Below are 19,170 nucleotides of genomic sequence, written 5' to 3'. Positions count from 1 at the left end.
CGCCATGCCGCGCCGCTGAATTAATTCAAGTTATGCCGACTTTTTTGCCTGGCGCAGAGGTCAATATATTTCATACGGATTCCAATCATGGGAGTGATGGCAATGGGTGAGCGCAAGGCGCTGTTGATTCTGCATGGCAAGCAGGCACTCAACGAGGATGTGCGCGCGGCGGTTGTAGCCAAGCGCGAAGAAGGCTGGGACTTGGCCGTGCGGCTGACCTGGGAGGGCGGTGATGCCGCGCGCCTGGTGGACGAAGCGCTGGCGGCCGGGTACACGCAGGTCATCGCCGGTGGTGGCGACGGCACGCTGCGCGATATCGCCGAAGCGTTGGCGGCGCATTCCAGCGAGGCCAGTCTGGTGCTGCTGCCGCTGGGCACGGCCAATGACTTTGCCCGCGCTGCCGGGATTTCGCTGGAGCCGGCCGAAGCCCTGGCGCTCTTGGACAGCCCGCCGAGCGCGATCGATCTGGGCACCGTCGACGGTCAGGTGTTCCTCAACATGGCCACCGGCGGTTTTGGCAGTAATGTCACGGCCAATACCTCGGAGGACCTGAAAAAGATCCTCGGTGGCGCCGCGTACCTGTTCACCGGCCTATCGCGTTTCAGCGAGTTGCACGCGGCCTATGGCGAATTGCAGGGCCCGGACTTCCACTGGAGTGGCGAGTTGCTAGCGTTAGGGATCGGCAATGGTCGTCAGGCCGGTGGCGGCCGTGTGTTGTGCCCTGAGGCTGTAGTCGATGACGGCCTGCTGGACATCAGTATTCTGCCCGCGCCGCAGGAAATCGTCGGCACGTTGCGCAACCTGCTGGCGGAGGGTTTTGGTATCGACAATATGTTCGTGCGGGCGCGCTTGCCGTGGGTCGAGATCAAAGTCGCGGAAGGCCTGCACATCAACCTCGATGGCGAACCACTGGAAGGCGAGAATTTGCGTTTCGAGGCACGTCCGTCGGCGTTGCGCGTGCATCTGCCGGCGAATTCGCCTTTGCTCAGCTCATCGACTCAGGTCAGTCGTCCAGACTGATGATCTGCTCGCGCACCGCGAACAGCACGAGGCCCGCCACGTCGTAGATCTGCAAGCGTTTCATGATCTGCGAGCGGTGAGTCTCGACGGTTTTGATGCTCAGGCCCAAGCCGTTGGCGATCTCGCGCGTGGACTTGCCGCGCACGATCAGGCGAAGGATTTCCAGTTGGCGTGCCGTCAGATTGTGCATGTCCGGCACGGCTGGCTGGTGCTTCTGATTGCGCGTCAATGCCTGATTGATCACCGTGTGGGCGATCGCCGGGCTCAGGTAGCGCTCGTCATTGCGCAAGGCTTCCAGCGCATGTTCGAGCTCGGTGGCGGTGGTGTCCTTGAGCAAATAACCGTGCGCGCCCGACTCCAGCGCCTGCATGATCAGGCTCGGATCGGTGTGCATCGAGAGGATCAGCACTTTGCTTTGCGGGCGAACCAGTTTCAGCCGCTGCAAGGCTTCGAGGCCGCCGGTTTCCTTCATGGAAATATCCAGCAAGACAATGTCCGGCGACAGCTGTTCGACCATCTCCAGCAGTTGCGAGCCGTCATTGGCCTCGCCGACGACGGCGTAACCGGGAATATCCAGGACCAGGGCGCGCACGCCGGCCCGAATCAGCGAATGGTCATCAACCAGAAGTAAGTTACAAGTCAACGCATAACCTTATTCGTACTGGCCCGCTCGAGCGCGCGCGGCGCCCAGGGCAGAAGTGCTTCGATTTGGGTGCCTTTGCCCGGCTCGCTGGTCACGGTCAACGTCCCGCCCAACTGATCGATCCGTTCCGACATCCCGGCCATTCCACGCTGCCCCTCGCGCCCGGGGTTGGCCGCTGGCGCAAAGCCTTGTCCATCATCGCTGATCAGCAGCGTCAGGCCCTTGGGCAAGCGTTGCACACGCACCAGCAAATTTTTCGCCTCGGCGTGGCGCAGTATGTTGGTCACCGCTTCCTGAGTAATCCGGAACGCGGTCACGGCCATTTCTTCCGGAAGACCGGTCAGCCGCTGGTGGCATTCCAGGCTCCAGTGCACCGACGTGTTGGCCAGCGTCCTGAGCAGATGCGCGCGAAGGCTGGCTTCCAGACCGAGGCTGGCCAGTTGCCGTGGATTGAGGATGGCGGAAACGTCGCGGACCTTGGTCAGGGTTTCTTCAAGGGTTTCGCAAAGTAGCGAACATTGCCCTTGCAAGTCTTCGGGCATGCGCCGTTTGAGCCATTCACTTTGCAGTTTTGCCGCCGTCAGCAACTGGCCGATATCGTCGTGCAGTTCGCGACTGAGTCGATGGCGCTCGTTTTCCTGGACTTGCAGCAGTTTGTCGGCCAATTCCTGCGGCTGAAACTTGATGGACTTGCGCGATATACGATGGCCAACCCAGACGCACGTCAACGCTGCGAAGTTGAGCAACAACAATGGCAGGGGCAAGTGCGTCGAAAGTCCATAAACCAGCAAGCTGCCGAGCGCCGAAGCGGCACACAGCAAGAGCGTGAACCGTCGCGCGTTTTCGCGGGAGGGTGGCCACGTGGTGATTGACTTGAGGCTGGCGTACATAGCGGATGGAGCCAATGAATGTTCGCTGCGGGCAGACCGGTCAATGCTGGCTGACGGGCCCCTGTGGGAAAAACGATCGGAATAAATCGCAGACTTCAATGGGCAAAAACGCCGGGCGGGATGCCGTCCGGGAAACCTGCGGACTGCGCCAGTCAGGAGTCAATGTGCCATTAATTGAAGTCAACTAATCGCCGGCATACTACCACTTAACATACCGTTGGTCGCGGTTGGCATATATGTCCAAACAGTCAAAAATGCCGCTGAGTTGGACGTTAGTTCCATATTGGATAAGTTGGGTTTTGTTTAAGCGAAGAGATGACGGTTGCCATCAAATGTAAGGCAATCAGGTATTACCTGAGGTCTGACGGACAGCTCCTACAAATAAAATGTGTGCTGAGTGGTTGGCGAGAATGAAATTGCGCCAAATGCTTCAAGTTCGCTCAATCAGGCTTGGCGCCCGGAGTAGGCCACGAGGGTCAGCGGTTTGGCGTGTGCCTGTGCTTGAAAGCGCCGTTGTCCGACCTGATAGGCGAAGGCTTCGATCAGCGCGGTTTGTTCGCTGTCATCGAGGCTCAACTGGCCGGTGACGGGATCGACCAGTTCGAGTTGCCAGGCCAGCAGCGTCAAGCAGTCTTTCAATGCCTCAAGGGCATGTTGATGCAGGGCGGTGTGCTGTTGGGCATGGTTGAGCAAACCATGAATGTGCAGCGAAAACTCGGAGATTGCTTGCAGCCCTAACGCATCAGCCTTGTTCGCCAGTTTCAGCAGGGTGCTGAGCATGCAGTCGATGGCGTCCGCGTCGTTGCTGATCAGTTGCAAATGACTGAAGCATTCTTCGGACTTGGCCAGCAGCATTCCAGCCTCGACGAGAAAATCGCAAACGCGTTGAGCGCCTTCTTTAGGGTCGTAAGGCATGCTTAGCTCCACCACGTCATGTCAGATGAGGGAATGTCGTGTGTGGCGATGATCGCCCGCTGTCGCGCAAGCGAAATTCGGCACGCGGTTACGTGTTCCGGAGAATTCGAAAGCGTGGAGGGCCACTGAACTGCGATCGCACACAAAAGCCTGACTCCGTTCATGCAATGAGAATGGCGTCACATTAATGGCTATTGGATATTGCGAATATCAGGTTGGGCCTGATCGTTTCTAGGGGAATCCCTTACACAGGGGAACTCAACGTGCAAACCGTGGTCGCGCCGGGGAGGGGATGAGGCAGATGAAATTGCGGCGCCAGTAAACCATGATGTTAATGTGACATCAATACACGCGCATGGCATTTTGTCAGAGGGTCAAGCTCCGGCAATAACAGCCGATAACCCTCTTTAGTGAATTCATTCGAACAAGCCCAGGAGTCATTGATGGCCGGCATTCTCGACACGGTAGACCAACGCACGCAACTGGTGGGTGAGAATCGCCTGGAAATTCTCATGTTCCGTTTGGCCGGACGGCAATTGTTCGCGATCAACGTGTTCAAGGTTCAGGAAGTATTACAACTGCCCAAGCTGACCCTGATGCCGCAGCGTCACCCGTTCGTCTGCGGCGTGGTCAATCTGCGTGGGCAGACGCTGCCGGTGATTGACCTGTCGCAGGCGATTGGCATGCGTCCGCTGGTGCCGAGTCCCACCAGCACCATCATCGTCACCGAGTACAACCGTTCGGTGCAGGCGTTTCTGGTCGGCGGCGTCGACCGCATCGTCAACATGAACTGGGAAGCGATCCTGCCGCCGCCGACCAGCGCCGGCCGCCAGCATTACCTGACCGCTATCAGTAAGGTCGATGAACAGTTGGTGGAAATCATCGACGTCGAAAAAGTCCTCGCCGAAATCGTCCCGTACAACGCCAAGGTGTCGAAGGAAAAACTCGATGACCCGGTGCTGGAACGCGCGCGCGGTCGTGAAGTGCTGCTGGTCGACGACTCCAACGTGGCGCTCTCGCAATTGCGCGACACCCTCGGCCAGTTGGGGGTAAAAATGCACATCGCCAGCGACGGTCTGAAAGCGCTGAACATGCTCAAGGCCTGGGCAGATACCGGCGTGGTCATGACGGACAAGTTGCTGATGATCTTCACTGACGCGGAAATGCCGGAGATGGACGGTTATCGCCTGACCACGGAAATCCGCAACGACCCGCGTTTGCGCGGCCTCTATGTGGTGTTGCACACGTCGCTGTCCGGCAGCTTCAACGACTCGATGGTGAAGAAGGTCGGCTGCGACAACTTCCTCTCCAAATTCCAGCCGGACAAACTCGTCGACGTGGTGCGCCAGCGCCTGATGCTCGACGAAGTGCCCGCCTGAGAAAAATACAGGCCCTGTAGGAGCGAGCCTGCTCGCGATAGCGTTATTACATTCAGCATCAATGTTGAATGTCCCGACGTCTTCGCGAGCAGGCTTACTCCTACAAAGGTTGGTGGCGCTCACAAATGCCGGATTGAAACTGATTCCCTGTAGGAGCGAGCCTGCTCGCGATAGCGTTATTACATTCAGCATCAGTTTTGAATGTCCCGACGTCTTCGCGAGCAGGCTCACTCCTGCAAAGGTTTTTTCTTGTGTGGGATTTTCAGTCTTTGATTCAGTGATGAAGCTCGTATAGGGTGGCGTTTTGATCACCTGAGAGCTGGCCATGCTGCGTCTGAGCGCGCTTTACCGTTATCCGTTGAAATCCGCCAAGGCTGAGGCCCTGCAACAGATCGGCCTCGATAAGCTAGGTCTGGACGGTGATCGACGCTGGATGCTGGTAGACGAGGCCAGCGGGCGGTTTCTGACCCAGCGCACGGTCGGGCAGATGAGTCAGTTGTCGGCGCTGTGGAATGCCGACGGCGGCCTGACCCTCAACGCGCCGGGGCATTCAACGATCAACATTGGCCTGCCGACCGCCGACGCGGAACTGCGCGGCATCACCATCTTCAAAGACACCCTGCGCGTGCCGGATGCCGGTGACGAGGCCGGTGCCTGGGTCAGCGAATTCATCGGCAAACCGACGCGGCTGGTGCAGATTCCGCTGGATCGCGCGCGCACCACCCAGTCCGGTTACGGCAGAGACGATGACCAAGTGGCGTTCGCTGATGGTTTTCCGTTGTTGCTGATTGGCCAGGCGTCGCTGCAAGACTTGTCGAGCAAGGTCGGGCGGCCGCTGGAAATGTTGCGTTTTCGGCCCAACCTGGTGATCGAGGGCAGCGATGCTTTCGCCGAGGACGGCTGGAAGCGCATTCGTATCGGCGATGTCGAATTCCGCGTAGTCAAGCCATGTTCGCGCTGCATCCTGACCACGATTGATCCGCAGACCGGCGAACGCAGCACCGATCGCGAGCCGTTGGCGACGCTGCAAAAGCACCGGGCTCAGGCCGACGGCGCGATGTTCGGGCAGAACCTGGTCAATGACGGCAACGGTCGCCTGGAAGTCGGCATGCCGGTGACCATTCTCGAATAAACCAATCACTGCCCCGGAATAGAAAATGCCCGTGTCCAAGGACACGGGCATTTTTTTTGTCGCTGTGAAACCCGTGGGTTCAGCCGCGGTATTCGCACAGGTAAGCGGTGTCGACCGCGACTTTCAATTGGAACTTGCTGTTGGCCGGCACATTGAACTGGCTGCCAGCGGCGAAGGTTTCCCAGTCGGTGCTGTCCGGCAGTTTCACGCTCAGGGCGCCGGTGACGACGTGCATGATTTCGCGTTGGGCAGTGCCGAATTCGTATTCGCCCGGGGCCATGACGCCGATGGTCGCCGGACCTTCAGCGGTGCCAAAGGCGATCGACTTGACGGTGCCGTCGAAGTACTCGTTGACTTTAAACATGGGCGATTCCTCGAAAAGGGCTTAAAAGGGGCCGGCCAGTATGCACAAGGCCCCGTGCCTCGTCACCTTTCCTGAAGCGGCAGAACCAGCGGCAATAATCGCGCGGTATTGCGCGCATCTTCGAGTGCCCGATGCTGCTGCCCGGTGAACTGCATGCCCGCCAGTTGCAGTGCGCCATTAAGCCCCAGCGGCCGGTCCAGGCGCCGCGCCTTGGCGAAACGCTGCTTGAGGTTCATGTGCGGCACCTGGCTCAAAAAACTCGAGAGTTGCAGGCGTTGCCATTCCTGAACCAGTTGTTGCCGATCGTAATCACCCCAACTGGCCCAGCCTTCCACGCGTGGATGATGCTGGCCGAGCCAGCGCTCGAACGCCGCCCAGACTTCGGTCAGCGGCTGCGCGCTGTCGATATTGGCTTGGGTGATATGCGTCAGTTCCCGACAAAACGGCGTCAGCAACGGTCGCCGCGTCGGGCGCACAAAGCGCTGGAATTGGTCCAGTTCGCGCCCCTTGCGGTCCACCAGCGTGGCACCGATTTCAATGATTTCCATCTCTGTGACTGGCCAGCCGCCCTCATCGGTGGTGGCTTCCAGATCAATGACCAACCAGTGAGGCATTACAGGGTTCCTGGTATCCGCGTCTTGATTGGGCTTGAGCGTAGCCAAACCCGACGCATCCGCCTAGCGCGTTATTCGACCTCCAGCAAAATCTGCCGATTTTTAACCTGATCGCCGACCCGTACCTGCAAGCGTTTGAGCACGCCGTCGATGCCGGATTTCAGCGGATGCTCCATTTTCATGGCCTCCAGCACCACCAGCAGCTGGCCTTTGCTGACCGTGCTGCCCTCGCTGACCAATACATCGACAATCGCCCCGTCCATCGGTGCCTTCAGCGTGCCGGAGCTGACGCTGGCCTGACTGCTGACCGGCAATTGCGTGCGATCTTCCAGGCGCAGACTGCCGGGGCGGGTGAACAGCCACACTTGTCGGCCATCGAGACGATAGGCATGACGCCGGCGGATGCCATCGATCTCGACGGTGGCCCAGCGGCCATCGATATCTACGAGCTGCACGTCAACTGCGCGTTCGCCGATCTGCAAGCGATACGGCTCGCCGGCGACGGCGGTCAATTCCACCGTCCAATTTTGCTCGTCGGCGCCGAGGCGGTAGTGCAACGGCACGCTGGCGTTGTTGCGCCAACCGGCGCGCGGGGCAGGGTGCTGTTGCGCGCCGGCCTGATACAGCAGCGCCGTGGCGAGAGCCAATTCTTCGGCGCTGGCAGCATGCGGATGCAGGCAAGGGTGCTCGGCGAAGTGTGTGGGGATAAACCCGGTGCTGAATTCGCCGCTGATGAATTGCGGGTGTTGCAGCAGGCTGGTGAGCAGTCGCTGATTGCTTTGCACGCCGAGCAAAACGCTGTCCTGCACCGCGCGCAACAACTTGCGCCGGGCTTCCTCGCGGGTCGCGCCATGGGCGATCAGTTTGCCGAGCAGCGGATCATAAAAAGCGCTGACCTGCTGGCCTTCGAGCAAACCATGGTCGATCCGCACGCCGCTTTGCAGTGCCGGTTCCCAGGCATTTATCTGCCCGGTTTGCGGAAGGAAACCCTGGGCCGGGTCTTCGGCATACAAACGCACTTCGATCGCATGTCCAGTCAGTTGCACCTGCTCCTGACTCAGCGGCAAGGGTAAACCTTCGGCGACGTGCAACTGCCACGCCACGAGGTCGAGACCGGTGATCAGTTCGGTCACCGGGTGCTCCACTTGCAGGCGTGTGTTCATTTCCAGAAAGTAGAATTGCCCGCGCGCATCGAGGAGGAATTCGACGGTGCCGGCGCCGACGTAATTCACCGCGCGTCCGGCCTTGAGCGCCGCTTCGCCCATGGCTTGGCGCAGTTCCGCGGTCATCACCGGACACGGCGCTTCCTCGATGACTTTCTGGTGGCGGCGCTGGATCGAACAGTCGCGTTCGCCGAGGTAAATGAGGTTGCCGTGCTGGTCGCCGAAGACCTGGACTTCAACGTGGCGCGGATCGATCAGCGCTTGTTCGAGAATCAGTTCAGCGCTGCCAAAACCGTTCAGGGCTTCCGAGCGCGCGGTGCGCAGTTGTTCGAGCAATTCGCCGGCCTCGTGCACCAGGCGCATGCCGCGTCCGCCGCCGCCGGCACTGGCCTTGATCATCAGCGGATAACCGATGCTTTCGGCTTCGCGGCTGAGGGTCGCGTCGTCCTGCTCGGCGCCCTGATAGCCTTTGATGCAAGGCACGCCAGCGTCGAGCATGGCGAGTTTCGACAGACGTTTGCTGCCCATCAATTCGATCGCTTGCGGGCTGGGGCCGATAAAAATCAGGCCGGCCTGCTGACAGGCGCGGGCGAACCCGGCATTTTCGGAAAGGAAGCCATAACCGGGGTGAATTGCCTCGGCACCGCTGCGGCGCGCGGCGTCGATGATCGCCGGGATATTAAGGTAGGACTGTTGCACCGGAGCGGCGCCGATGTTCACTGCTTCATCGGCCATTTGCACGTGCAGCGCGTCGGCGTCGGCATCGCTGAACACGGCGACGGTGCGATAACCCAGAGCCTGGGCGGTGCGCTGGATGCGGCAGGCGATTTCACCGCGGTTGGCGATCAGGATTTTGTTGAATCCGGGCATGGGGATTTCCCTTGGTTTATGCGGTGAATTTCAGGGCCTGTTCGCGGGCAAGCCTCGCTCCTACAGGGACAGGGGGTGTGTGCCCGCGAAGCTTTAAGGCGCCCACCCCGGCTTGCGTTTTTGCACAAACGCCAAGGTTCCCTCGACCCCTTCATCACCCTTCACCGCGTCGCTGAACCACTGCGCCGCTTGATCGAGCAGCGCATCGGCCGGTTCGCCGGCGCTCGCCAGCAACAGTTTTTTGGTCAGCGCGTTGGCCTCCGGCGCGCAGCACAACACGTGCGCCAACACCTCTTCGAGACGTTCGGCCAGCGCTTGCGGGTCATGCTCGACAAAATGCACCAGCCCCAGGCGTTTTGCCTGAACGCCATCGAACCGCGCCGCGGTCAGCGCCAACCGGCGCGCATGCGTCAGGCCGATGCGCTGGACCACAAACGGTGCAATCTGCGCCGGGAGTAATCCGAGGCTGGTTTCCGGCAAACCGAATTGCGCCTGATGATCGGCCAGCGCCACATCGCTGACACATGCCAGGCCAAATCCGCCGCCGAGCACCGCGCCTTGCAGCACGCTGATCACCACTTGCGGTGCGTGTTGCACCTCTTGCAGCAGCACACCGAACGCACGGTTCAAATCGCGATAAGCGTCTGGCCCTTCGGCGCGGGCGTTGGCCATGTCCTTGATGTCGGCGCCGGCGCAAAAGTGCCCGCCCGCGCCGCCGATGACCAAGGCGCGAACGCTACGGTCTTCGCGCACTGCGGCAAACACCGCGCGCAGTTCGGCGACCATCTGCAAGCTCATGGCGTTGCGGCTTTGCGGTCGATTGAGGGTCAGGTGCAGCACGCCGTTGTGCAGTTCGAGCAGCAGCGTCTGGCAATCCGGCAGGTTGCTCATTTCTTTTTCCCCGGCAGGATGCCCATGAGTTTGCAGATGATCCCGAGCATGATTTCGTCGGCGCCGCCGCCAATCGACACCAGCCGCACATCGCGGTAAGCGCGGGCCACCGGGTTGTCCCACATGAAACCCATGCCGCCCCAATATTGCAGGCAACTGTCGCTGACTTCGCGGCCGAGTCGGCCGGCCTTGAGTTTGGCCATCGACGCCAGCCGCGTGACGTCCTGTCCCTTGATGTATTGCTCGGTGGCCTGATAGACCAGCGCGCGCAGGCATTCGATTTCGGTTTGCAGTTCGGCGAGGCGGAAGTGAATCACCTGATTGTCGATCAGCGCGTTGCCGAAGGTTTTGCGTTCCTTGCAGTATTCGATGGTGCTGTCGATGCAATATTCGAGGCCTTTGAGCATGTTCGCCGCGCCGAACAGGCGTTCTTCCTGGAACTGCAGCATTTGCATCATGAACCCCGCGCCTTCGTGGCCGATGCGGTTGCGTTGCGGCACGCGCACGTCATCGAAAAACACCTGGGCGGTTTCCGAACTGCGCATGCCGAGCTTGTCCAGATGGCCGCTGAGGCTGATGCCCGGGGTGTTCATCGGCACCATGATCAGTGATTTGTTGACGTGCGGTTTGTCCTCGGAGGTATTGGCCAGCAGGCAGATGAAATCGGCGCTCGGCGAGTTGGTGATCCACATTTTGCTGCCGTTGATCACGTAATCGTCGCCGTCCTTGCGCGCGGTGGTTTTCAGCCCGGCGACGTCGGAACCGGCGCCGACCTCAGAAACGCCGATGCAACCCACTTGCTCACCGCTGATCGCCGGGCGCAGAAACTCTTCGCGTAACTCATCCGAGCCAAACCGCGCCAGTGCCGGGGTGCACATGTCGGTCTGCACGCCGATCGACATCGGAATCCCGCCGCAATGAATGGTGCCGAACTCCTCGGCGGCGACGATTGAATAGCTGTAGTCGAGGCCCATGCCGCCGAATTTTTCCGGTTTGGAAATCCCCAGCAAACCGAGATCGCCAGCCTTGCGGAAGATATCGTGGATCGGAAAACGTCCGGCCTTTTCCCATTCCTCGACGTGCGGATTGATCTCGTGATCGACGAATTGGCGGACGGTGCGGCGCAGGGCCTGGTGTTCCTGAGTGAAGATCATTTTTATTGTTCTCCTTGGGCCGACCTAGAACCGGGCGACGCCGAAACTGTTGGTTTGCAGCGGTCGCACTTCGGCTTCGTGACAGATATCCAGCAAATAACCGAGCAACGTCCGGGTATCGCGCGGATCGATCAAACCGTCGTCCCACAAATTGGCGCTGCCGTAGAGCGCGGTGGACTGGCTGTCGAGTTTCTGCGCGGTGACCTGTTCGAGCATGTCGAGCATTTTCGGGTCTGGCACCAAGCCGTCCTTGAGCTGCTTGGCTTCGGTGACGATTCGCAACACCTTGCCGGCCTGCGCGCCGCCCATGACCGCCGTGCGGCTGTTGGGCCAGGCAAAAATGAAGCGCGGGTCGAGGCCGCGACCGCACATGGCATAGTTGCCGGCGCCATACGAGCCGCCGACGACGATGGTCAATTTGGGCACGCGAGCATTGGCCACCGCTTGAATCATCTTCGCGCCGTGTTTGATCACACCTTGCTGTTCCGACTCGGTGCCGACCATGAAACCGGTGGTGTTGTGGAAAAACAGCAGCGGCGTCTGGCTCTGGTCGCACAGCTGAATAAACTGCGCAGCCTTGCTTGCACCCTTGGGCGTGATCGGGCCGTTATTGCCGATAAAACCGCAGGCGCGACCTTCTATGTGCAAATGGCCGCAGACGGTTTGCTGATCGAACTCGCCTTTGAATTCGAGGAAGTTCGACGCGTCGGCAATCCGCGCAATGATTTCGCGCACGTCGTAGGGCTTCTTCGGGTCGTCCGGGATCAGCCCGAGCAACTCATCGATGGGGTAGAGCGGTTCCTGCCAATGGCGTTCGGGTAACCATTGCAGTTGCTCATTCCACGGCAACATGCCGACTATTTCGCGCACCTGACGCACGCCATCGGCATCGTTTTCGGCGAGGTATTCGGCGGTGCCGGCGGTTTGCGCGTGCATTTCGGCGCCGCCCAATTCTTCATCGGTGGCGACCTCGCCGGTAGCGGCTTTCAGCAGCGGCGGGCCGGCGAGAAACAGCTTGGCTTTGCCGCGCACCACCACCACGTAATCCGACAAACCCGGCTGATAGGCGCCGCCCGCCGTGGCCGAGCCGTGCACCACGGTAATCTGCGGCAGCCCCATGGCCGACATCCGCGCCTGATTGGCAAAACTGCGCGCGCCTTCGACGAAAATCTCGGCGGCGTAATTGAGGTTGGCGCCACCGCTTTCGGCGAGGGTGATGACTGGGAGTTTGTTTTCCATGGCGATCTGTTGCAGGCGCAGGGATTTTTTCAGACCGCTGGGGGAAATGGTCCCGCCCTTGATCGCGCTATTGTTTGCCACCACCAGTACGCGCACGCCGGACACGTAGCCGATCCCGGCAATCAAGCCGCCACCGGCCGCGCTGCCGTCCTTGTCGTCATGCAATTTATAGCCGGCCAGACTCGCCAGTTCGAGAAACGGCGCGCCGGGATCGAGCAGCAGATTCAGGCGGTCACGCGGCAGCAATTGCCCGCGTTTGTCGAATTTGTCTTTAGCCTCGGCAGCCTTGTTCAGCAAGTTATGTTCGAGCTGACGAACCTGTTCGATGCCCACCAACATCGCTGCGCGGTTTTGCTCGAACTGCGCGCTGAACGGGTCGACCTGGGATTGGATTACCGGCATGACTTACTCCTTGTCCTTGAGCGTGTCTGGCTGCAGTACGTCAGGTAAGTACGCGCGGTGGAAGCCGTTATAGGATTCGCTGTTCTGCGCCTTGTGAATCGGCCACGCGCGACCGCCGAGGCTCGCCGCGCCGTCAATGCGCAAGGTGCTGCCGCTGATAAACGCCGCCGCCGGGCTGAGCAAAAACACAATTGCCGCGCTGACCTCCGATTCGGTGCCGATGCGCTTGAGCGGCACATGCTCGCGCAGGGTCGGGATCACCGCTTTGAACGCGCCTTCATAAGTGTCCATGCCACTGGACGCGATCCAGCCCGGCGCCACCGCATTCACCCGCACCCCGGCGTAACCCCATTCGAATGCGGCGGTCTTGGTCAGGTTGTCCATGCCCGAACGCGCTGCGCCGGAATGGCCCATGCCGGGCATGCCGCCCCACATGTCGGCGAGCATATTGACGATGCTTCCGCCGTGTTTGCTCATCGACTGGTTGAACACCTCGCGGGCCATCAGGAAACCGCCGACCAGATTGGTGCGCATCACGGTTTCGAAACCTTTCTGACTGATCGCGGCGAGCGGCGAGGGGTACTGGCCGCCGGCATTGTTGACCAGACCATGGATCGGTCCGTGTTCGCCAATCAACTCGCTGACCAGTCGCTTGACCGCTTCTTCCTCGCGAATGTCGCAGGTCTTCCAGTCAGCCTTGCCGCCGTCCTCAATTATTTCGGCGGCGACTTTTTGCAGTTTTTCCGGCTTGCGCCCGACCAGCAGCACATGGGCGCCCAGGGCCGCGAGTTCGTGGGCGGTGCAACGGCCGATGCCGCTGCCGCCGCCGGTGACGATAATGGTTTGGCCAGCGAACAGATCGGCTTTGAAAATCGAGTCGTAAGCCATGGCAGCGGTCCCCTAATTGACCTGGTCGGCGATGCTTTGCGGCACCGGAATCTGGAACTCCAGCAGTTGCTGGGCGAACGCCTTGCCTTGCGGATCAATCCGCAAACTGGCGACGCCACCACCGCCAAGGGCGTTTTCCAGGAGGAAATTCAAACTGTCGCTGCCCGGCAGATACCAGCGTTCAACCCGTCCGTGGATCGGGTCGAGCACATGGCGCATCCAGTCGACCAGCACTTCCGGGGTCAGCGCTTCGGCGATCCACGGCAGAAACTCCGGCTCGCGCGCCATCACGCCAATGTTGCTGTGGTTGCCCTTGTCGCCGGAGCGCGCCACCGCGAGTTTCACCAGCGCCACACTGGCATCGGCGCGACCGCTCGGTTTCGCTGGTTGCAGCGGCACTGGCAAATCGGCCGGGTCGAGCGCATCGAGGGTGGGCAGGGCGCAGGGATGGCGTTGACCGTCGAGGTCAATCGTCAGCGCGCAGGTGCTTTTGTCGATCAGGAACGAGAACAGCCGAATCAGCGGATACACCGTTGGCCGGCCGCCGACAATCCCGGTCAGCCCCGGCGCCATGCCGGTAGCGGCCTGGGCAATTTCCCGGGAGAACACGATCAGCGCCTGTTTGCTCGGGTGGCGCACCGCCAGTTTGATCACCACTTCACGGCTGTCGAAGCGCTGGCCGTGCGGGCCATAAGTCGCCTCGCTGCCAAGCAGTTCGATGTCCACTTCGCTGTACGGCGCCCAGCCGCGCTGGCGGAAAATCTCCGAGGTCTTGTTGATGATTGCTTCGCTGACCCGGCGCGCCTTGTCGACGGCATCGATTCCGGCCATCAGGCAACTGGCGGTGCAGCGAAAACCGTCGAGGTAGGTGGCGCTGACCTTGTATTGATCGCTCGGCGGCAAGCCTGTGGCGCCGTGCACCCGCACCGCGTTTTTGCCCTGTTGCTGGAGTTTGACCTGGCTGAAATCGCAGACCACGTCCGGCAGCAGATACGCTTGCGGGTTCCCGATTTCGTAGAGCATCTGCTCGCCGACGGTCAGCGGCGAGACCAGCCCGCCCGAGCCTTCGGGTTTGCTGACAATAAACTGGCTGTCGGCGCTGACTTCGACAATCGGGAAACCGATGTGCTCGTAATCCGGCACGTCGCGCCAATCGGTGAAATTGCCGCCGGTGCACTGCGCGCCGCATTCGATGATGTGTCCGGCGAGCGCCGCTTGCGCGAGTTTGTCGTAGTCGTGCCACGACCAGCCGAATTCATGCACCAGCGCGGCGCTGACCACCGCGCTGTCGACCACGCGTCCGGTGATCACGATGTCCGCGCCCAGACGCAGCGCTTCGACGATGCCCGGTGCGCCGAGGTAGGCGTTGGTCGAGACGCACATTGGCGGCAACGGCGCGCCGCTGAACATCTCGCGAATGCCTTGACTGCCGAGCTGTTTGAACTGCGGTTGCAGGTCATCGCCGAGCAACACGGCGATCTTCAACGCCACGCCAGCCTTGTCGCACGCCGCTTGCAGGGCGGCGGCGCAGGCTTGCGGGTTGATCCCGCCGGCATTGCTGATCACGCGGATTTTCTGCTCGGCGAGTTGCGGTAATAAAGGTGTCAGCACTTCGATGAAGTCGCTGGCGTAACCGGCCGCCGGGTCTTTCATCCGCGCGCCGGCCATGATCGACATGGTTATTTCAGCCAGGTAATCGAACACCAGATAGTCCAGTTGCCCGCCGTTGACCAGTTGCGCGGCGGCGGTCGAGGTGTCGCCCCAGAAGGCGCTGGCGCAACCGATGCGAATTGTTTTTGACACAGTCGACTCCCTGGCAGTTTTTATCATCAGCTGCGGCACAATGGTTTCGAGACTACCAAGCAAGCGCTTGGTTTGTAAACGTCTGAAATATCTTCTGCCCAAGCGCTTGCTTGGTCTTCCGCGCCAGCTTAAATTGCCCGCGCAACCCCGCTGTTTTCGCGGCGAGCGGCGTATTTGATTGATCGACTGTAGGAGAGAACGGGTGGACGAGCAAAAAGCCCTGACGGTAATGCGCGAATTGGTCGATGCCGGCCGATTGACCGACCCGGACAGCGCTCGCGGCAAATTGCTGCAAGTGGCGGCTCACCTGTTCCGCAATAAAGGTTATGAACGCACCACCGTGCGCGATCTGGCTGGCGCGGTGGGGATCCAATCGGGGAGCATTTTTCATCACTTCAAAAGCAAGGACGAAATCCTCCGCGCGGTGATGGAAGAAACCATCCGTTACAACACCGCGTTGATGCAGGCCGCTCTGGCCGAGTCCGACAATGTCCGCGAACGCGTGCTGGCGCTGATTCGCTGCGAATTGCAGTCGATCATGGGCGGCAGCGGCGAAGCGATGGCGGTGCTGGTGTATGAATGGCGTTCGTTGTCCGAAGAAGGCCAGGCGCAGGTGCTGGCCTTGCGCGATATCTATGAAGAGATTTGGCTGCAAGTGCTGGGCGAGGCGAAAGCGGCCGGGTTTATTCGCGGCGACGTGTTCATCACCCGGCGTTTCCTCACGGGCGCATTGTCCTGGACCACCACCTGGTTTCGTGCCGGCGGTAATTTGAGCCTCGATCAGTTGGCCGATGAGGCGTTGATTCTGGTGCTCGCAGAACAGCCATGAAGCGTCTGTCTCGGCGATTAACCGGCTAAATAAGCGTCTGGAACTGGCTAAGTAGGCGAAACCGCCTAGTTTGAATGCATTGATGCGTACTTTTTTGGGGAGTGGGTTGTTTTGATGTCTTCGCCAATGTGGACGGTGCCGCGGCTTTTGCTGGCGGCACTTGCGGTGTTGTGGGCGTTGCCGGCTCACGCAGGGCAACTGGTGCGGGTCGGTGCCGCGCATTTTCCGCCCTACACCGTGCGTCCGGAGTCCGGCGCCGACACCGGTCTGCTGCCGCAATTGGTCGAAGCGCTGAATCGGCTGCAAAGCGATTATCAGTTTGTGCTGGTGCCGACTTCCATTCCGCGACGCTTCGGTGATTTCAAGCAGGCGCGGGTCGACATGGCGATTTTCGAGAACCCGGACTGGGGCTGGAAAGACATCCCGCACACCACCGTCGACATGGGCCTGGAAGACGCCGAGATTTTCGTCGCGCAACGCGAGCCGCAACGTGGCGAGAGTTACTTTGCCGACCTCAAGGGCAAACGTTTGGCGCTGTTCAGTGGCTACCATTACGAATTCGCCAATTTCAACGCCGACCCGAAAACCCTCGCGCAAAACTACAACGCCACGCTGACTTATTCCCACGACAGCAATCTGTTGATGGTGCTGCGCGGGCGCGCCGATGTGGCGCTGGTCACGCGTTCCTATTTAAGCGATTACTTGCTGCGCAACGAGAAAGTCGCCGATCAGTTGCTGGTGTCCCAGCGCATCGATCAGGTCTATCACCATTACGCGATCATTCGCCCGACTGCGCCGATCACCGGCGAGGCGTTCGGCAAATTGCTCCGGGGCTTGCGCGACAACGGCCAGATGCTGAAGATTTTCCAGCCGTACCGGATCGCCGTGGTGCCGGTGCCGGACTCCTGAAAACCCGCCGCAGGTCGCGGATCTGATCCCTTCGCTTAAATTTCCCGGCTCGGCTCACGTCACCTCGTTGAACTGTCGACGATTACTGTGAGCCCGACCATGTCCAATCTGAATGACCTGACTGCCCTGGCCTTGCCGTCAGGACGCAGTCTTGAAGCCGATGAAACCGAAACCCGCCTGAGCCTCAGCCTCGAAGGGCAACCGCTGATTCGCCTGCGCCTGTCGCGCGAGCCGGCGTTGCACATCGAGGTCGATGAGCGTTTTGGTTTGCCGGCCAGCCAAGCGTTCTGGGCGGCCTGCTATTGGCTGTTCGCCCGCGATCCGGCCTGCCAGCGCTTGACCTGGCGCCTCGATGAAGTGCCGACCGAAGCGCTGTCCAGCGGTTTGCTGGTGGCCACCGAAGTGACGGGCGAATACCGCTGCGAGCGCACGCTGTTCTGGCAATTGCCGCAGCCGTGGCTCGGCGAATCGTTGAGCGGCACCTATCCGCAGCAAATGGTTATCAGTGCCGGCAAGCGCCATCCGTTGCGCGCGCCAAAACCGCGCGGCGAAGTCTATCGACGTTTTGATCCGCGGCTCGGTGCCTGGGTATCGTTACGGACGCTGGAAATCGACAATGACCTGAACCGCTTCAACCGCTGGCAGAACAGCCCGCGCGTCGCCAGTTTCTGGCAGGAGGAGGGCAGTCTCGAACAGCATCGCGAATACTTGAGCAAGCTCGACGCCGACCCGCACACGCTGACCCTGATCGGCTGTTTTGACGATCAGCCGTTCGCCTACTTTGAAGCCTATTGGGCCAAGGAAGATCGGATCGCGCCGTTCTACGACGCCGGCGATTACGACCGCGGCATTCATATGCTGGTGGGGGAAGAGGCGCATCGCGGCCCGCACAAAGTCGCGAGCTGGTTATCGGCGCTGGTGCATTACCTGTTTCTCGACGATCCGCGCACGCAACGGGTGGTCGCCGAGCCGCGCGCCGATAACGCGAAGATGATCGGGTACATGCACAACCAGTGTTTTCACTGCGAGAAAGAGTTCGACTTCCCGCACAAACGCGCGGCGCTGATGATGTTGGGGCGTGAGCGGTTTTTTGATCGGTGCGCGTTGGCGTGAGGCGCAGGGCTCAAGATTCTTTGGGGTCTTGAGTCCGCTATCGCGGGCAAGCCTTGCTCCCACGGTTCTGACCTGTGGGAGCAAAGCTTGCCCGCGATGCTTTTAACGACGGGCAAATGTATCCGCGCGGCTGCCCGAGACTTTGCGGCAATGCACCAGCGCGTCGCGAATCATGAAGTTCACCAGTGTCGGCGACACCCCGAGTTCTTTGGCGATGTCCTTCTGCGGCACGCCGTGCAGACGGTACATCTCAAACGCGTAACGTGTGCGGCTCGGCAGCTCGGTCAGCGCGTCGGCGATGTTTTCCAGGGTCGAGAAATTGATGTGCGAGGTTTCCGGCGAAGCGCCCTGGATGACCACGTTCAAACCCTCTTCTTCAGGCCCCGAATACTTCTGCTCAAGCGCCTGCTTGCGATAGTGATCGATCGCCAGATTGCGCACGATCTGGAACAGGTAGCTGAGCTGAGCCTTGAACGAAGACGTGATCTGCGGCGCTGATTGCAGCCGGAAAAACGCATCTTGCACCACATCTTCAGCCCGCGACCGGCAGCCGGTAATGCGTGCTGCGATTTTGACCAGAATCAGTCTGTTGTCGACGAAGGCCTGAAGTAGCGGTGAATCGCACCTGCTTGTGGATACTTGTTCCGTCATGGAAATCACCTTGCTGCAAATAGGGTTGTGGGGCGACCAGGGGAGCTGAGCCGTCCTACACATCGAGCGACAAATTATGTTGAATGATAATGATTGTCAATTGAGAAAGAGAATTAATGCTCCACAAAAGTGCAGAGTGCGAACTGCGACACGCTGTCGCGCCCAGCCCTGTTGCGTTTGCAGCCTGCCGACTAATTATTTCAAGACATCAATCGTTCTCATTGGTGAATGGCAGCGGTTCCGAGCCGCGCCATAACAGCATTCCCAAGCCTTGCGCGGTCGGCGAAGACCGCGTCCTGCA

The 19,170-nt window shown here is 60.2% G+C and carries 17 protein-coding genes and 2 pseudogenes; 6 read left to right on the top strand and 13 right to left on the bottom strand.

Going from position 1 to position 19,170, the window contains the following annotated elements; translation table 11 throughout:
• Nucleotides 1-102: 102 nt before the first annotated feature.
• Nucleotides 103-1,020 (top strand): lipid kinase YegS, encoded by a 918-nt coding sequence (gene yegS, locus FBY12_RS23455; RefSeq protein ID WP_121731466.1) that lies wholly within the window; start codon nt 103-105, stop codon nt 1,018-1,020.
• Here the strand turns inward: yegS and FBY12_RS23450 are convergent.
• From FBY12_RS23450 to FBY12_RS23440, 3 genes are all read right to left on the bottom strand, one after another.
• The gene (locus FBY12_RS23450; protein ID WP_109503288.1) at nt 1,004-1,663 is read right to left on the bottom strand and encodes a response regulator transcription factor; all 660 of its coding nucleotides are present in this window, start codon (nt 1,661-1,663) and stop codon (nt 1,004-1,006) included. The two genes, yegS and FBY12_RS23450, sit on opposite strands and share 17 nt — an antisense overlap.
• Complete coding sequence (locus FBY12_RS23445; RefSeq protein ID WP_121731464.1) at nt 1,660-2,553, bottom strand: sensor histidine kinase; 894 nt, start codon at nt 2,551-2,553, stop codon at nt 1,660-1,662. Before FBY12_RS23445 ends, FBY12_RS23450 begins: the two co-directional genes overlap by 4 nt.
• Before the next feature lie 444 nt (nt 2,554-2,997).
• Nucleotides 2,998-3,468 (bottom strand): hypothetical protein, encoded by a 471-nt coding sequence (locus FBY12_RS23440; RefSeq protein ID WP_121731463.1) that lies wholly within the window; start codon nt 3,466-3,468, stop codon nt 2,998-3,000.
• A gap of 443 nt (nt 3,469-3,911) precedes the next feature.
• On the opposite strand from FBY12_RS23440, the gene FBY12_RS23435 reads away from it, so the two are divergent.
• Both FBY12_RS23435 and FBY12_RS23430 read left to right on the top strand, forming a co-directional pair.
• Complete coding sequence (locus FBY12_RS23435; protein ID WP_092279616.1) at nt 3,912-4,847, top strand: chemotaxis protein CheV; 936 nt, start codon at nt 3,912-3,914, stop codon at nt 4,845-4,847.
• Nucleotides 4,848-5,172: 325 nt separating this feature from the next.
• Nucleotides 5,173-5,979, top strand: a complete 807-nt coding sequence (locus tag FBY12_RS23430) for an MOSC domain-containing protein (protein WP_145256318.1) — start codon at nt 5,173-5,175, stop codon at nt 5,977-5,979.
• A 79-nt stretch (nt 5,980-6,058) separates the two neighbouring features.
• Here FBY12_RS23430 and FBY12_RS23425 read toward each other — a convergent pair whose 3' ends face one another.
• From FBY12_RS23425 to FBY12_RS23390, 9 genes and pseudogenes are all read right to left on the bottom strand, one after another.
• Nucleotides 6,059-6,343: a pyrimidine/purine nucleoside phosphorylase gene (locus tag FBY12_RS23425; protein ID WP_101207005.1), complete on the bottom strand. Its 285-nt coding sequence runs from the start codon at nt 6,341-6,343 to the stop codon at nt 6,059-6,061.
• A 62-nt stretch (nt 6,344-6,405) separates the two neighbouring features.
• Nucleotides 6,406-6,957, bottom strand: coding sequence for an exonuclease domain-containing protein (locus FBY12_RS23420; protein WP_101207004.1), 552 nt, complete (start codon nt 6,955-6,957; stop codon nt 6,406-6,408).
• A 71-nt stretch (nt 6,958-7,028) separates the two neighbouring features.
• Nucleotides 7,029-7,379 (bottom strand): annotated as a pseudogene (locus FBY12_RS28235) (acetyl-CoA carboxylase biotin carboxyl carrier protein subunit); the annotation flags it as partial.
• Between the two features lie 143 nt (nt 7,380-7,522).
• A pseudogene (locus FBY12_RS23415) lies at nt 7,523-8,990 on the bottom strand (acetyl/propionyl/methylcrotonyl-CoA carboxylase subunit alpha); the annotation flags it as partial.
• 93 nt (nt 8,991-9,083) lie between these two features.
• Nucleotides 9,084-9,881, bottom strand: a complete 798-nt coding sequence (locus tag FBY12_RS23410) for an enoyl-CoA hydratase/isomerase family protein (RefSeq protein ID WP_145256313.1) — start codon at nt 9,879-9,881, stop codon at nt 9,084-9,086.
• Nucleotides 9,878-11,035 carry a citronellyl-CoA dehydrogenase gene (gene atuD / locus FBY12_RS23405; protein WP_145256310.1) on the bottom strand — a complete coding sequence of 386 codons (1,158 nt, stop codon included), beginning with the start codon at nt 11,033-11,035 and terminating at the stop codon, nt 9,878-9,880. The genes FBY12_RS23410 and atuD overlap by 4 nt, the downstream gene beginning before the upstream one ends.
• 24 nt (nt 11,036-11,059) lie before the next feature.
• A complete protein-coding gene (gene atuC / locus FBY12_RS23400) occupies nt 11,060-12,676 on the bottom strand; it encodes a geranyl-CoA carboxylase subunit beta (RefSeq protein WP_145256307.1) in 1,617 nt (538 codons plus the stop codon).
• A gap of 3 nt (nt 12,677-12,679) precedes the next feature.
• Nucleotides 12,680-13,564 carry an SDR family oxidoreductase gene (locus FBY12_RS23395; RefSeq protein ID WP_145256304.1) on the bottom strand — a complete coding sequence of 295 codons (885 nt, stop codon included), beginning with the start codon at nt 13,562-13,564 and terminating at the stop codon, nt 12,680-12,682.
• 12 nt (nt 13,565-13,576) lie between these two features.
• A complete protein-coding gene (locus FBY12_RS23390; RefSeq protein ID WP_178111803.1) occupies nt 13,577-15,367 on the bottom strand; it encodes an acyclic terpene utilization AtuA family protein in 1,791 nt (596 codons plus the stop codon).
• 202 nt (nt 15,368-15,569) lie between these two features.
• Between FBY12_RS23390 and FBY12_RS23385 the strand changes: the two genes are divergently transcribed.
• The 3 genes from FBY12_RS23385 to FBY12_RS23375 all read left to right on the top strand — a co-directional run bounded on the left by FBY12_RS23385 (nt 15,570) and on the right by FBY12_RS23375 (nt 18,218).
• Nucleotides 15,570-16,196 (top strand): TetR/AcrR family transcriptional regulator, encoded by a 627-nt coding sequence (locus tag FBY12_RS23385; protein WP_121731456.1) that lies wholly within the window; start codon nt 15,570-15,572, stop codon nt 16,194-16,196.
• A 114-nt stretch (nt 16,197-16,310) separates the two neighbouring features.
• Nucleotides 16,311-17,105 (top strand): ABC transporter substrate-binding protein, encoded by a 795-nt coding sequence (locus FBY12_RS23380; protein WP_178111802.1) that lies wholly within the window; start codon nt 16,311-16,313, stop codon nt 17,103-17,105.
• Nucleotides 17,106-17,204: 99 nt separating this feature from the next.
• Nucleotides 17,205-18,218, top strand: coding sequence for a GNAT family N-acetyltransferase (locus FBY12_RS23375; RefSeq protein WP_145256298.1), 1,014 nt, complete (start codon nt 17,205-17,207; stop codon nt 18,216-18,218).
• A gap of 102 nt (nt 18,219-18,320) precedes the next feature.
• On the opposite strand, the gene FBY12_RS23370 is transcribed toward FBY12_RS23375, so the two are convergent.
• Complete coding sequence (locus FBY12_RS23370; protein ID WP_056856344.1) at nt 18,321-18,869, bottom strand: RNA polymerase factor sigma-70; 549 nt, start codon at nt 18,867-18,869, stop codon at nt 18,321-18,323.
• Nucleotides 18,870-19,170 lie beyond the last annotated feature (301 nt).

Source organism: Pseudomonas sp. SJZ131 (genome assembly GCF_007828705.1).
GTDB classification, from domain to species: domain Bacteria; phylum Pseudomonadota; class Gammaproteobacteria; order Pseudomonadales; family Pseudomonadaceae; genus Aquipseudomonas; species Aquipseudomonas prosekii.
This window is presented reverse-complemented; position numbering and strand designations above follow the sequence as displayed.

Coding starts and splice junctions, on each gene's coding strand:
- FBY12_RS23410 (WP_145256313.1), bottom strand. CDS start 9,881: ATGAGCAACCTGCCGGATTGCCAGACGCTGCTGCTCGAACTGCACAAC.
- FBY12_RS23445 (WP_121731464.1), bottom strand. CDS start 2,553: ATGTACGCCAGCCTCAAGTCAATCACCACGTGGCCACCCTCCCGCGAA.
- FBY12_RS23425 (WP_101207005.1), bottom strand. CDS start 6,343: ATGTTTAAAGTCAACGAGTACTTCGACGGCACCGTCAAGTCGATCGCC.
- FBY12_RS23430 (WP_145256318.1), top strand. CDS start 5,173: ATGCTGCGTCTGAGCGCGCTTTACCGTTATCCGTTGAAATCCGCCAAG.
- atuC (WP_145256307.1), bottom strand. CDS start 12,676: ATGCCGGTAATCCAATCCCAGGTCGACCCGTTCAGCGCGCAGTTCGAG.
- atuD (WP_145256310.1), bottom strand. CDS start 11,035: ATGATCTTCACTCAGGAACACCAGGCCCTGCGCCGCACCGTCCGCCAA.
- yegS (WP_121731466.1), top strand. CDS start 103: ATGGGTGAGCGCAAGGCGCTGTTGATTCTGCATGGCAAGCAGGCACTC.
- FBY12_RS23435 (WP_092279616.1), top strand. CDS start 3,912: ATGGCCGGCATTCTCGACACGGTAGACCAACGCACGCAACTGGTGGGT.
- FBY12_RS23370 (WP_056856344.1), bottom strand. CDS start 18,869: ATGACGGAACAAGTATCCACAAGCAGGTGCGATTCACCGCTACTTCAG.
- FBY12_RS23375 (WP_145256298.1), top strand. CDS start 17,205: ATGTCCAATCTGAATGACCTGACTGCCCTGGCCTTGCCGTCAGGACGC.
- FBY12_RS23395 (WP_145256304.1), bottom strand. CDS start 13,564: ATGGCTTACGACTCGATTTTCAAAGCCGATCTGTTCGCTGGCCAAACC.
- FBY12_RS23380 (WP_178111802.1), top strand. CDS start 16,311: ATGTCTTCGCCAATGTGGACGGTGCCGCGGCTTTTGCTGGCGGCACTT.
- FBY12_RS23420 (WP_101207004.1), bottom strand. CDS start 6,957: ATGCCTCACTGGTTGGTCATTGATCTGGAAGCCACCACCGATGAGGGC.
- FBY12_RS23440 (WP_121731463.1), bottom strand. CDS start 3,468: ATGCCTTACGACCCTAAAGAAGGCGCTCAACGCGTTTGCGATTTTCTC.